Genomic DNA, 13,986 nt, shown 5'->3' with positions numbered 1-13,986 from the left:
CATATCACCGACGTCGCCGACAAGCCCGGTTGGGTCGATTGACACCAGTAGAGTACGAAGCAATCATAGAGCCAGCTGCTCTCGCAGCTTGACACTCAAACTGTCACCTTTCTTTGCATCAGTCCCCAGGGGCAGCCTCTGGCCTGGTTAGTCGGCAACCTCGAGCCAACGACCCCGCCAGCCAATTCCGCTATGTAGAGCCGGGATTACAAGCGCCTGACGTTTTGAATCGCTGCTCCGTCAAAGTACCGCCAGAGTCACACAAGACGAACGACGCAATCGAAGGAGCCCGCAAATGCAGAATGTAGCCCTGGCATACCAACAAGGATCCGACCGTGCCAGACCTCAGGCTCGACGGAACCACGAATGAGCGACATGGTTCCCCGTGACAATCGGTATGAAGACTCCGGATCTTTCCTAGAAGTCGTACGAGGAGAGCGTCTCCGTCTACTGTCCGTCGCGTACAACCTGCTCGGATCCGCATCTGACGCAGAAGACGCAGTTCAAGAAGCCTATCTCCGCTGGTACCGCCAACCGTCGTTAGAGCGGAAGGCGATCAAGACGCCGGGAGCTTGGTTCACCAAAGTCGTCACCAGAATTTGCCTCGACCAACTACGGTCGGCCCGCAGGCGACGGGAAATATACGTTGGCGAGTGGCTTCCCGAGCCGATCCCAGCTTTCGATATCAGAGTTAACCTATCTTCGGGAACCGCAAACGACGACCCCGCCGACCGTATATCACTTGATGAGTCGGTTTCAATGGCACTCCTGATTGTTCTTGACAAAATGTCACCCGCCGAACGCGTCAGCTTCGTCTTGCATGACGTGTTCCAATATTCTTTCGCCGAGATCGCGGAAATGGTGGGGCGTACCCCTCACGCTTGCCGTCAACTCGCCTCGTCAGCGAGGAAACGAGTAAAGACCGCAACAATTGGCCGCGTCGACCACGACGAACACCGGCGTATCAACCAGGCTTTCAAGGACGCATGGCAGGAAGGCAGTCTCAAGAAGCTCCTTAACGTTCTCGATCCGAGCGTTACTGCTGTCACAGATGGAGGAGGACTTGTGAGCGCTGCAATTGACCCACTGGTCGGTGCAGAGCAAGTCGCTACCTTCTTCAAGGCAGTGATGCTCAAGCAACCCAATTTGAACATCTCCGAGGCTGTCGTCAACTATCAGCCCGGTTTGATCGGGTCGGCGCATGGTCGGGTGATTGCTGTCGTCGCTACGCAGATCACGATGCCCCGAATTAGCAATATTTGGGCTATTAGAAACCCCGAGAAGCTCCGCCTCTGGCACAACGAACTCCCTGAAGGTGATGATCATGTCTTGCCAATTGCCTGAAATGCCAACTCGAATCGCAATAGTGGGTGCTGGTGTCGGCGGACTCATGCTCGCCGCTTCCCTCGGTGAGAACTATCAGATCGACCTCTTCGAACATCGGAGCTCGCTGAACGGCGATGGCTACGGACTCAACATTCAGCCAAATGCAATTTCGGAACTGGCTGGCCTCGGGCTCCTATCTCGGTTGTGCAGCGTCGGAATACAAACCCGCGCGCACCGGTACCTATCCTCAGACGGCCAACAGATCATGGAAGAACCGCGGGGTCGATTCGCAGGGGAAGTGATGCCCCAACTATCCATTCTCCGACGCGACCTGGTTTCGACCTTACTTTCCCGGCTACCCAGTAGTTGCCAGATTCACACGAGGGACTCAGTAGCGATCGAAGACTTAGAACGATGGGAAAGGCAATCTCGTAAACCATATGATCTAATCGCCGGAGCAGACGGCATCAACTCGGTCACGCGTAGCTACACCGTCGGGCCCACTGCACTCCGCGATGGTGGCATGACTCTCTATCGCGGAGTCGCGGATCTTCCCAAGATGCTCGACGGAGAGACCTTCATCCTCGTCACAGCTGACAATGGCTGTCGACTCATCGCCTATCCTGTCTCCGCGACCATCGCTAAAGTCGGATCAAGCCGGATCAATTGGGTGCTCCTAGTCCCTGACAGCGTCACCGTGGGAAAATCAGCGGCCCTCGGCAACAGCCAAGAAGCCGTGCGGCGCAAGCTGAGGTCCCTCATCGGAAACTGGGCACTCGGTTTCCTGGACGTGGCAGCGATGATCGAGAAATCCCCAATTATCAAGTCTGACCGCCTTCGTGACCGTGACCCAATTGATCAGTGGTCCCGTTCACGGGTCGTATTGCTTGGCGACGCGGCGCACCCGATGTACCCGATTGGAGCGCAAGGCGCGTCGCAAACGATCGTCGACGCCGCCTGTCTTGCCGGCGCAATCAAGACCAAAGCCGACCCATTCGACGCCATTACTGAGTTCGTGTCCACCAGGCTTCCTCAGACCAACAAGATCGTGCTCGCGAATCGAAAGATGAACCGGGAAGAACTCGAACATCTCGGCACCACCGGTAGCGCCCGATTCAAAAAGTTCCACAAAACCACTTCGAATTATCGCCAAGCTGTCCGCGATAGACCCCGGCCGCGCTCAAGCTGGGTCGGCGAAGACACCATCGAAAGGTAAGCGACGTGAGCTATCTGAAATGCGACGTAATCATCATCGGAGCTGGAGTCTCAGGGCTCTATGCGGCCCACAAGCTCTCCAACGTCCTCGGTCTCCACGTTGTTGGCATCGAGAAAGGCAGCGATGCGGGAGGTACCTGGTACTGGAACAGATACCCAGGCGTCCAAGCAGACACGGATAGCCATGTCTATCGGTACTCCGGTGATCCGACCGTATCGCTCTCTTGGGATCGAACTGCGCGATATCAGAAGGGCGACCAGATTCGTGACTATCTTCAGGATTTTATGAAGCGGCATGATTTGGACGAGATTTTTCAGTTCGAGACCACTGCAACCACGGCTGAGTTCAAGGAAGAGCGAGCACGATGGGAGGTGCGGACGGACAAAGGCCAAACGTTCTCGGCTCGCTTTCTCATCGGAGCCGCCGGCGTCCTCTCGAAGCCTTCTTTGCCGAGCGTCCCCGGCCTTGAAACGTTCACTGGCCAGACCATCCATACGGCTCGATGGCCTGAAGGTATGACCCTCGCAGGAGCAAAAGTCGCGGTGTTTGGCACCGGTTCAACCGGTTGCCAGCTCATCGCCAATGCCGCAACTGAGGTCGAAGAGATGGTCGTATTCCAACGCACGGCTCAATACGTCGTCCCGGCGGGGCAACGACAGTGGACCGATGGCGAAACTCAGCACTATGAGGAGTACTTCGCCGAGCTATGGGATGACTGGCGGCTGACTAGACTTGCGTGCGGCTTCGAGGAGCCGCGAACCGGAGCGCAAGATGTCGACGAGAAGACGCGCAATGAAGTCTTTGAGAAAGCCTGGGAGGAAGGCGGAGGCTTCAATTTTATGTTCGGGACGTTCTCCGATATTGCGTTCAATCGCGTGTCCAACGACGCCGCCGCTGACTTCATCAAGCAGAAGATCAAGACAATCGTCACGGACAAAGAGACCGCGAAGGACCTGACTCCCATCGAGCCCTACGCCAGACGCCCCGTTGCCGTCGACAACTACTACGAGACCTTCAACCGAGACAATATATCGCTGGTTGACACTAAACGGAACTCTATCCGATCGGTTACACCACACGGGATCACCCTCGACGACGGACGCTTTTTCGAAGTCGATGTCATCGTATTCGCCACCGGGTTCGAGGCAGTGGACGGGGCATACCGTGATTTCGACGTCCAAGGGCGAGGGGGCACGAACCTACTCGAACACTGGGGCGATGCTCCTTCGTCGTACCTAGGCATTGCGACGCCGAATTTCCCGAACTTCTTCACGGTACTTGGACCTTTGGGCGTCTTTTCGAACTTGCCGCCAGGAATCGAAGCCCAGGTCGACTTCATCGCAGAAGTGATCGCGATAGCCGACTCTACCGAGGCCACCACCATCGAAGTATATCCAGACGTTGTGGATCGTTGGGCGATTGAGTCCACTGAGTTGGCGCAAAGTTCCGTTTTCTCTGAAGTCAAATCGTGGATTTTTGGGTCAAATATTCATACCCAAAGTCCCCGAGCTCTCTTCTACTTCGGCGGACTGGGCTCATACCGTCAACGACTTCGCGACGAGATCGACAATCGACTCCCAAGTTTCCAGCTTTCCACCCCATCCCGACTGGCCCAACAAAGAGAAGGAGCACAGCATGTCCAACAGTGAGAACGAAGATCTGCGCAATAGGAACCTCCAAACCGTCGAACGGTACCTTCATACCAAAGGCGAGGACCGCTACGACCGACATAACCTTTTTGTCGAGGAAGGAATCGGGGGCCTTTGGACCACCGAATCCGGACAAGCGATCGAAATCCGAGGGAAGTCGGCGCTAGAGAGGCATGCGTACTGGTCGCTCCAATGTTTCCCTGACTGGGAGTGGTATAACATCACTGTCCACCCTGAGACCGATCCCAATCATTTCTGGGTCGAATGCGATGGCCACGGTGCTATCAGGTTCGAGGGATATCCAGAGGGGTACTACGAAAACCACTTCATCTTTTCGTTCGAAATGGAGGACGGCCTGATCGTCCGGTGCCGTGAATTCATGAATCCTATCTTGCAGCTCAAAGCACTCGGCCTCTCAGTGCCACGAATCGAGCGCAAAGGCATTCCACAGTAATGAATGGGCCGACAGGAAACCGCATGCCTTTGGCCACTCCGACTAGACACTCCTCCGCGGCGCACCAGCCCTCTTGGCCCAAACAACACTTAGTCGACGAGGTGCGACACCGCTTGGAGACGGCACATTCCCTGGTGACCGCAGAGGAAGTCGAAGAGCTACGAGTCTGCATGGCGACTGTTGCCAGCGGCCAAGCCACCGTCGTTCAACTAGGTGACTGCGCTGAGCCGTTCATCGAGCTATCACCGGAGGCCATCGACCGAAAGCTAAGATTCATAAACGATGCCGCTGACCTTGTCGCGGGAGCCACCGGCCAGGCGGTGATCGCTGTCGGTCGGATCGCGGGTCAGTTCGCCAAGCCCCGTAGCAATCCGACCGAAACTGTCGCCGGACAACAAATGTCAACGTACATGGGAGACGCGGTCAACGGACCTCGGCCAACTCCTGAGGAACGCCAGCCAGACCCGTTGCGGCTTTTGAGAGGGCATCGACTGGCCCAGCGGGCCACCGAGACGATACGTCAATATAACAGCACTACGGCAGGTCGAAAGGTCTGGACGAGTCACGAGGCGCTACTGATGGATTACGAGCACCCGCAGGTCCGAGTTGAAGGCACTGCTCGTTACCTTACATCGACACACTGGCCTTGGATTGGCAATCGCACCCGGCACCTCGATGGCGCCCATATATCGCTCATGGCGGCCATTCGAAACCCGGTGTCGTGCAAGATTGGACCAGGTGTCTTCCCGAGTGAAGCTAAGCAGCTTGTCAGGATCCTTAATCCGGGTAACGAAATGGGACGGCTCTCGCTCATTGCTCGATTCGGTCATTCCCGGATCAAAAATGAGTTTCCCGCCGTCGTCTCGGCAATATGCAATGCAGGTCTTGAGGTCACTTGGATGGTCGATCCTCTTCACGGCAACACGAGAAATGCTGATGATGGAGCCAAGGCACGACTCTTGCCGGATGTCCTGGGAGAGGTCAACGACTTCAACAAGATTCTCAGGACCTTCGGGCTCCATTCTGCAGGCATACATTTGGAAGCTACCGGAGATTACGGGATTGAAGAGTGCACTACAAGAATCGACAGCCGACGTGCGCCTGACAGCTACCGGAGCCTTTGCGATCCGCGTCTCAATCGAACCCAAACTGCCGAAGTCCTAACCGCCTGGACGGAGGGCCGCTGACATGAACTATAAATTCACAACTACGCCATACGCGCAAGTCGCCATCACTGATTTGAGAACGTTCGGACCCGAATGGGCACTCGATTGGACCCGCGCGGCACTGCTCGTGCATGACATGCAGCAGTATTTCGTCCGGGCACTGCCTACTGAGCCATCTGCTGCTTTGCAAAGCAACGTCAACCGGCTCGTACGCCTCGCTAGAGACCACGGAACGCCAGTCATCTACAGCGGACAGCGTGGTGGGATGAGCGTGGAAGAACGGGGACTCATGACGGACTTCTGGGGGCCTGGGATGGACACAGACGAGGAGGACCGCCGATTGGTCGACTCTGCTGAGCCAATGAAGCATGACCCCCGAGTTACGAAATGGCGCTATAGCGCCTTCACCCGCACTGACCTGGCAGAACTTCTCTTAGAGTTTGGCAAAGATCAGCTAATTGTCTGTGGGATCTACCTTCATGTGGGGATCCTGGCGACTGCCATCGACTGTGTCGCCAAAGACATCCAATGCTTTGTCATCGGGGACGCAACCGCAGACTTCAATCGAACTCTCCACATCGATACGTTGGAATATATCGGCGATCGATGCGGACAGATCAAGTTCATTGAAGGTGACCTGACATGAAAAACCAGGTTTCCGCCACCCAAGCGTCGCAGATCATCAGCGAACATGAGACCAACTACGCCCTGATACTGCGACAAGCGACCCCGAACATGATCGACCTGCTCATCTTCAACACTAGCACCGTTGACGACACAACTCAGATCGCCGACGACGATCAAGCAACCAAACTCGTACTCCTTCCATACCGTTCAATCAAAGAACGCGGATTCTCCGCTCAAGACGACAAAGAACCGATCTTGATCTGCACGGTGTCTAAGCACTACGTCACAAACCGCCACGAATTTGAGCGCCTCGACCCGGAACGAACGGGCTACGTGGATAATTTCGAATTCGATATTAGTGATGCCGAGTACGCCGATATTGCTTCCGCCTCGATAGTCGAGGACATCGGCAGTGGCCTCGGGTCAAACTTCGTTCTGAAACGAACGCTTCAAGGAACGTTGAGCGATAGTAGTAATGCTTCACTACTCGGGCTATATAAGCGGCTTCTTCAGCGCGAAGCAGGCGCATATTGGACCTTTCTTGTTTCGACCAACGACAGAATCTTTCTGGGGGCTTCGCCCGAACGCCACGTGTCGCTTGACAACTCTATCGTCGCAATGACACCCATCAGCGGTACTTTAAGAGCGGTAGGGCATCGCCCTACATCACGTGAGGTCCAAGCGTTCTTAGCCGACCAAAAGGAAGCCGATGAACTCCTCATGGTGCTGGACGAGGAGCTGAAGATGATGGCCTCACTCTGTCCGGAGGGAGCGGCCGTAGTCGGTCCACGCGTTCGTCGTATGTCCAATGTCGTCCACACGGAATTCGAGATCTCGGGTCGGACCTCCGCCGAAATCAGCCAAGTTCTCAGGGGGACTCTCCTAGCTCCGACAGTCGTGGGGAGTCCCCTGGAGAGCGCTGCCAAAGTCATCCACAAACGGGAGCCCTCGCCGCGTGGCTACTACAGCGGCGTGTTGGCTCTGGTCGAAGTCGACAGCGCTGGACGACAATCTCTTGATTCAGCGATCCTCATCCGAACCGCCGAGATTTCGCGAGACGGCGACGTAAGGATTTCGGCTGGCTCGACTATAGTCCGCCATTCAGATCCTGCCTCCGAAGCGCAGGAGACCCGGGCCAAGACTGCGGGATTACGACAGGTCTTTGAGCGTGAGACTTCCCTTAACGCCTCCATTGACCAGGCCATGACAATCCGTCGCGCCGTCGTATCCGACTTCTGGCTCAAGAGTACAACTGAGCGAGCAGTCAACCGATATCGATTCAGCGGGCGGACATGCCTCATTGTGACCGCAGAAGACGACTTCACACACATGCTGGCTGTACTTCTCAGATCCCTGGGATTCTACGTGGACGAACAACGAGCCATCGACGTGGATGAACTCCCGGCCGACCGTGATCTAATTCTCTTCGGTCCTGGTCCTGGCAACCCTGAGAACAAGACCGATCAGCGTATCGTTTCTCTTCACCGCCTCATCCGGTCTGCGCTATTGCAACGGCGACCTTTCCTCGCTGAGTGTTTGAGCCATCAGATACTCGCACTAGAGCTTGGCCTGCCCATAGCTCGACTAGCGAAACCGCATCAAGGTGAACAGATCGAACTTCCGCTCTGGAATCGCCAAGCGACTCTGGGGTTCTACAACACATACACCGCTCGTTCCTCGACCCCCTGCATTGATTCCAACTCCGGACGGCATATACAGGCAATTCTGCACCCTGACTCGCAGGACATCGCGGTACTCCGTGGTACGGCGTTCGCCTCGATCCAGTTCCACATTGAATCAGTTCTGACTCACAACAATGACCGGCTGCTCGCTGAACTTATCCAGAGTGTACTCAGCCGCTCCGAAAATTGGACGATCAAAGAGGTGGGCAGTGGAACATCAGTACGAATTAGTTGACGCGTTCTCTACTAGACCCCTGAACGGTAATCCAGTCGCTGTCTTCCTCGACTCCTTCGACTTGGATCAAAAGACAATGCAAGACATTGCCGCCGAGTTCCAACTCTCGGAAGTCGTTTTTATCGACACGCCGCGGAGCGACCCGACTTGGGTGCAATGCAGAATATTCACCCCGGTGAACGAACTACCGTTTGCTGGACACCCGCTCCTCGGTGCAGCCAGAGTGCATCTGGACCGTCATCAACTTTCTAACGCAACGTTCGCAACTTCGAACGGCGCGGTTCGGATCTCCAATGATCCGGCTGATACGAGTTCCATGCAAATTACACAAGCGATGCCTACAGAGATGGTGACCGAACATACAGCGGAGCTGAAAACCGCTCTAGGGTCATCGAGCTTCGCCGGGCCGCCAGCCTTATACGACGCAGGCGCCAGGCATCTTGTAGTACCCCTCAGGACCGTAAAAGAACTGATGGAGGTCCGCCCAGACCATAGTCGTCTTTCTATTTTCGAGGATATGGCGATCAACTGCTATGCCCTCGAGAACGGAGTGGTGTTTAATCGAATGTTCTCACCGGCATATGGTGTCCAAGAAGACGCGGCCACCGGATCGGCATGTGCACCCATAGTGCTGCACGCAGTATCGCTCGGACTCCATAACTCGCTGCTCCGGGTTGAAGTCCGGCAAGGGCACAAGCTCGGCAAAGATTGTCGGATGACAGTTTCGATTCGACAGGATAAAGAACCGCAATGCGCAGTTTCCCTATCGGGAGCGACGGCTCTTGTCGCTCACGGCACACTACTAATTTAATTTTGACCAGAATGGATCGAAGCAATGAATGACAACCATTCAGAGACTCTCACAGGCCACATCGAGGTAGATTTCCCTGAGTATCTAGATCCGCCTGGTGAACCTTTCGAACTACTGGCCTCATGGCTGAAACGCGCTGTGCGCCTCGGGGTCCGCGAACCGTTGGCAATGGCGTTGGCGACCTCGACAAATGCGGGCCAGCCATCTATCAGAACAGTAGCTTTGGCGGAACTCACCACGGAAAGTCTGATTTTCACATCTCACGCAAGCTCCCGTAAAGGCCAGGAGGCTCTGGCAAACCCGAGGGTGGCTGCGCTATTTTATTGGCGCGAAACCAGCGAGCAAGTGTGCATCCGCGGTTCTATCCAGTGCCTGGAAGAGACCGTTGCTGACCGGTTGTGGCAACAGCGGCCACTCGCCACCCACGCCATGTCCGTTGCCTCCCGTCAAAGCCGTCGTTTAGGTGATGTCGAGGGCCTCCGCCGAACGGCCCTCCAGCTCACCGAGGACGCACCATTGCCGAGACCGGCAACCTATAGAGCTTTCGAGATCCAACCTTTCGACATCGAGTTCTGGGCGAACGGCAATGACAGACTGCATGAGCGACTACTCTTTTCACGTCAGGGATCTGGCTGGGCCGTTTCGAGGCTTCAGCCGTGAACTCCTGTACCTCAAAAACGAACGATTTGCGCAGGCGTTCTGATGAGGCTAAGCCGGTGTTCTCAATACGTAGCCTTATGAAGTGGCATTTCTCACCGCGTACGGGCTCGCCATTTTGGGTCGCGTCGCGTCCGTCTTTGCCTTTTGACCCGTTGGAGGATGTGCGAACCCCGGAGCAGTTGGAAATGTTTATGAACTGGAGACGAAGATCTAACGAACCTGAGGGCTTGAGTCTCATTCCGGCTGGGCTTCCTCAGAAGGAACGCATCGTCAGGGCTGGTTATCAAGGCACAGGTTTGCCGTTGCTGGAACGTTGGTTTGATCTGTTAACGAGGTGGCGCGTATCGGGATACAGTAAACCGCGTGCTTTCGAAGGGGAATGTACACTAATTGCGCTAGCGCCGGAAGCTCAGTTTGCTATAGCAGTGAGTGCCGAGCGAGCTAGGAGGCTGGGTACGCGTCCGTACCTCATCGACCCCGATGTAGCGACCTCTCGAGAAGTGGGCAGTAGTTTCTGTGAAGAGTTAGAGCGTCAAAGCTGGAGTGCCATGTTGGACGCTCCAGTCCGGTATGTATCAACCTCGCCGAGCCACCTCGCATCCCTTTTGTCCGATGCTCATTTCAGTCGTCTATTGAGTCGGTCGGTTCGTCACGTTGCAATTTACGTCGACTTGGAAGACGAGCGTCTTGCGTTGGAATCCTTACATGCAGTTCCTGAACACGTCGAGGTGAGCTTTGTTGTCAGTGTTCCTGAAGCGGTGACTGAGTTTAGGACCGGCCTAATTGGCCGCGACGATAGTACTTTCAGGTTCCATGGGTTTGATCCATACATAACTGTGACCACGGAGGTACAGAGTGGCGATCTTAATTCCTGCTTGGAACCGCGGTCCGATCTCCGGGTTACGCATTTGAGCCGGTGGGGGTTCTTGCCAGGAGTGAGGGTCAAGACTCGCCGTGTCGCCTACAGCGTCGGTTGCGCATCCGCGAGCTTCGAAATGTGAGGTCGTTGATGCGGAACTGGGCCGATCATGCTGTAGGAGACCAGGACATTGTTAACTTGTGAAGGTGTCGCGTACGCGGATGTTTGCCCGTGATGTACGCCTTGGGGTCGGTGATCATTGTAGCGCCGGTTTCACAGCTAAAGTGTGGCAGCGCGTTCGGCTTCTGATCGCGGACGTAGAGGAAATCCTCGACGACGAATAGGTTGTAGTGCTCAACTTTGTCTTAGTGTTGCGGCGTTCACAGCTTGATGCGTTGATGCTGACTCGGAACGACCGCCTCTCGGAGAACACTGGATCGATAGCAGGACTCGTTGTCGGTCACGGCACGCTGGATCCGGGTGATGTGGTACGTGGCAAACTAGGCATTCGAGCCTCAGAGGAACGCCACGGAGGTGGCCCCTCTCTCGTCGGGTAGCCCTCCGGCCTATCCGAGTCCCGAGCGTCCAGTCATTGCCGAATGCAGGTAGATGTGGCCTGCCTTCGTGCCGCGTATCTTTGCGCGGGCAACGGCTTTAGCTTTCTCGCTGCCTTCGCCATGCGAGTGCCAACCTGCACCGTCTTGGACGCCCCCGACCCTATTCAAGTCCAAGTGCACGATCTGTCCGGGGCGTTTGGCGGTGATCCGCTGGGGATCACCGTTAGTCGCTCCGGTCAGGTTGATTCTCTTTCGTCCGTTGAGGCCGAACCGCAGAAGGACTTGGCCTACGGTCCATCGGCTGTCCGGTGTTTCTGCTTGCTAGCGGTAGGAGACCTATGGCGCTACAGCACGTATTCAAGGCCCTCAGTCCATAACCCGGTCGGGGGTCTTGAAATCACCCGTCACATCCGAATGACATGAATCCGCCAATATCACCTGTTACTGGCAAGAAACGTCAACAACGTCATGTCTAGTAACAACTAGCCCACCCTGACCGTCGAAGAGTAGCGAGACATTCAGCAAGCCTCACACTCTCGGCAACTAGCTCGTCTCTTTACTAGGCGCGAAAGCAGTGCCTCCGGTACTCGACTCCTTGCGAGTTGACTCCGGTTGAACACGAACCCAACGGAGGATCGCAATGTCCAATCCAGTCACATTCGTCAATATCATCGATGTCGAACCTGACAAGCAACCGCAGCTCCTTGAACTGCTCAAGGAGGGCACCGAAAAAGTAATGCAACACCGGCCCGGTTTCATCTCTCTCACCTTGCTCGCCAGCGCCGACAAGACTCGCGTGCTGAACGTAGCCCAGTGGGAGTCTGCTGATGACGTCAAGGCGACTCAGTCCGATCCCGAGGCGGCTGAGTACGCCAAGAAGACCGCGGGCATCGCGAGTGCGAGCCCAGGTCTTTACCAGGTCGTGGGTGAGTACAAGTAATTCAACCACCGTGAACCCGGGGTGTGAACCATAGATCGTTCACACCCCGGTCTTCGCACTCCTCAGCTGGCTTCATCATGCCGCCGACATGAAGTCGGTACATTGGAGATACGAAACACGATTCGTTTAACCCTGACTCCCGCGCTTCTTTCTCTTTGCGACCTGATCCTTCTTCTCCGGGATCACTTCCTGAACGCCACGCGAACGCAGGTGCTCGCGATTATCTCTGAACCGATGAGCACTATCCGTCAGAAAGGCATCCGGGCTACTGCGCGAGCGATCATCACCGGCGAGTGGGGGCTCGAATGTCGGCAAGCACTTGTTGCAGCACCACCAGGTCGTGGCGTTGCCCGCTAGTGACTGTGACTGACAAGGGTTGGCTATTGCTGTCGACGTCATGATGGATCTTCGTCGTCAGCCCACCACGAGAGCGATCGATCCTATGCCCGGCCGGTTCCTGCTTCTCATCGGGGCAGACTGTTTGTTTTTCGAGATAGCCGCCTGTGTCCCGGTCACGGCCCGTCGTGTCCGTCGCGTGATTGTGAGCTCGGTTGATGATGCCATCAACGGAGATGTTCGAATCGACGTCACTGGCTGCATTAGCTACGGAAAATACATGAGCCAAGACACGACCCCCGGCGCCATCAGCGCGGCGTAGGAGCGGTGACGTTTCCAGACCGTCTGCCACGGTCCGAGGTGTTCACGAGGCATGTCGCGCAAGGGGACGCCTGCCCGGTTGCAAGATGATTCCTTCGACGATTCAACGGACGTTTTCGAACGGTCGGGCTCGTTTGGGGCATTCGAAGATAAGGGAGGTTCGATCTTCTCCCACTCGTTGTGAGCCTGTGGTACCTACAGCAGAGACCGGTGTCTGGGGGAGCAGAATCGTATTGTCTTTAGTTTATCGTCGAATAAGGGCTGTGAGTCAGTCGAGAGCGGGATCGGTTAGCGGGGCAGGTGGAGCTGGTGGTTGAGCGCGCAGAGCCGGCAGATGTGCATCTGAAGGTTGAGGGAAACCAGGTTCATCGTCATTGATCGGGGCCATGTCGAATGGAGTGGATGGCCCGTACCGGCCGTGTGGGTGTTGCGGACTGAACTGCTCAACGTCAGTGGTTCCACCCATTCCATCTTCGTCGATGGCGGCCAGAGGATCCTCAATGGGTTTGAGATCATCGTTGTTGAGGATGCTGATCGAATGTTGTAGAGGCTTTTCATATGATTCGTCATTGATGAATACTTGGGAGACTTCAGCAGAGTAGCCACTTTCGACAGCGACCTGGGCGAGTTTGCGGTGAGCGTCCCAGTCTTCGATCTTGAGGTGTCCGGCTACTGCTTCGAGCGTTGCTCGGTTGTACTGGGGGAAGTCGGTGCGGCGACGTTCGTCATCCATGCGGTGTGCGTTTGCCGCAATCTGCGAGTTCCTCTCGTGCGTGGACAGAGGTGTATTGCCGACGTCGATTCCGGTTTGAGCGAGATGCGCGATCATTTGAGTCTCATCGCGGTTAAACATAGTGGCATTGACAGTGGGATTGCGGGTGAGCTTGTCGATAATGGTTGAGTGCAAGCGGCGGTACTCCGAGAGCGGGAGCTCAAGGTCATCTTTCGTGGTGGAGTTAGCGGCGATTTGCACTTCGAAATCTTCAACTCCGGACTGGGCCAGTCGGCGGAGCGTTTGAGGGCTCATCGTAATTGAGAGTGTAGAACCGGTCTGAAGCCACCGGACTCGAGCAGACACCTCGCGATGTAATGCGTGCGGTTGCGGAATCCCAGCGCGGACCCGCGTAGATGCTCGAGTCTGCCGTTG

The 13,986-nt window shown here is 55.9% G+C and carries 12 protein-coding genes; 10 read left to right on the top strand and 2 right to left on the bottom strand.

Going from position 1 to position 13,986, the window contains the following annotated elements:
* The first annotated feature begins 366 nt into the window (after window positions 1–366).
* The 10 genes from sigJ to BI49514_RS15705 all read left to right on the top strand — a co-directional run bounded on the left by sigJ (window position 367) and on the right by BI49514_RS15705 (window position 12,182).
* Window positions 367–1,344, top strand: coding sequence for an RNA polymerase sigma factor SigJ (gene sigJ / locus BI49514_RS15750; protein WP_101547399.1), 978 nt, complete (start codon window positions 367–369; stop codon window positions 1,342–1,344).
* Entirely contained in the window at window positions 1,319–2,542 is a 1,224-nt protein-coding gene (locus BI49514_RS15745) for an FAD-dependent monooxygenase (protein ID WP_101547398.1), read from the top strand. The genes sigJ and BI49514_RS15745 overlap by 26 nt, the downstream gene beginning before the upstream one ends.
* Before the next feature lie 5 nt (window positions 2,543–2,547).
* On the top strand, window positions 2,548–4,191 hold the full coding sequence (locus BI49514_RS15740) for a flavin-containing monooxygenase (RefSeq protein WP_167444049.1): 1,644 nt from the start codon (window positions 2,548–2,550) through the stop codon (window positions 4,189–4,191).
* Complete coding sequence (locus tag BI49514_RS15735) at window positions 4,178–4,645, top strand: PhzA/PhzB family protein (protein ID WP_101547396.1); 468 nt, start codon at window positions 4,178–4,180, stop codon at window positions 4,643–4,645. The genes BI49514_RS15740 and BI49514_RS15735 overlap by 14 nt, the downstream gene beginning before the upstream one ends.
* A complete protein-coding gene (locus BI49514_RS15730; RefSeq protein ID WP_101547395.1) occupies window positions 4,645–5,832 on the top strand; it encodes a 3-deoxy-7-phosphoheptulonate synthase in 1,188 nt (395 codons plus the stop codon). The genes BI49514_RS15735 and BI49514_RS15730 overlap by 1 nt, the downstream gene beginning before the upstream one ends.
* Before the next feature lies 1 nt (window position 5,833).
* Complete coding sequence (locus BI49514_RS15725; RefSeq protein WP_101547394.1) at window positions 5,834–6,457, top strand: isochorismatase family protein; 624 nt, start codon at window positions 5,834–5,836, stop codon at window positions 6,455–6,457.
* Window positions 6,454–8,355 carry an anthranilate synthase family protein gene (locus BI49514_RS15720; RefSeq protein ID WP_101547393.1) on the top strand — a complete coding sequence of 634 codons (1,902 nt, stop codon included), beginning with the start codon at window positions 6,454–6,456 and terminating at the stop codon, window positions 8,353–8,355. The genes BI49514_RS15725 and BI49514_RS15720 overlap by 4 nt, the downstream gene beginning before the upstream one ends.
* Window positions 8,330–9,166, top strand: coding sequence for a PhzF family phenazine biosynthesis protein (locus BI49514_RS15715; protein WP_167444051.1), 837 nt, complete (start codon window positions 8,330–8,332; stop codon window positions 9,164–9,166). The genes BI49514_RS15720 and BI49514_RS15715 overlap by 26 nt, the downstream gene beginning before the upstream one ends.
* 24 nt (window positions 9,167–9,190) lie before the next feature.
* The gene (locus BI49514_RS15710; RefSeq protein ID WP_101547391.1) at window positions 9,191–9,826 is read left to right on the top strand and encodes a pyridoxal 5'-phosphate synthase; all 636 of its coding nucleotides are present in this window, start codon (window positions 9,191–9,193) and stop codon (window positions 9,824–9,826) included.
* Between the two features lie 2,056 nt (window positions 9,827–11,882).
* Window positions 11,883–12,182, top strand: a complete 300-nt coding sequence (locus BI49514_RS15705; RefSeq protein WP_101547390.1) for an antibiotic biosynthesis monooxygenase family protein — start codon at window positions 11,883–11,885, stop codon at window positions 12,180–12,182.
* A 283-nt stretch (window positions 12,183–12,465) separates the two neighbouring features.
* On the opposite strand, the gene BI49514_RS16405 is transcribed toward BI49514_RS15705, so the two are convergent.
* Both BI49514_RS16405 and BI49514_RS15695 read right to left on the bottom strand, forming a co-directional pair.
* Window positions 12,466–12,870, bottom strand: a complete 405-nt coding sequence (locus BI49514_RS16405; RefSeq protein ID WP_145996246.1) for a transposase — start codon at window positions 12,868–12,870, stop codon at window positions 12,466–12,468.
* A gap of 237 nt (window positions 12,871–13,107) precedes the next feature.
* Window positions 13,108–13,866 (bottom strand): hypothetical protein, encoded by a 759-nt coding sequence (locus BI49514_RS15695; protein ID WP_145996245.1) that lies wholly within the window; start codon window positions 13,864–13,866, stop codon window positions 13,108–13,110.
* Between the last annotated feature and the right edge of the window lie 120 nt (window positions 13,867–13,986).

It is taken from the genome of Brevibacterium iodinum ATCC 49514 (genome assembly GCF_900169265.1).
Classification (GTDB): domain Bacteria; phylum Actinomycetota; class Actinomycetes; order Actinomycetales; family Brevibacteriaceae; genus Brevibacterium; species Brevibacterium iodinum.
This window is presented reverse-complemented; position numbering and strand designations above follow the sequence as displayed.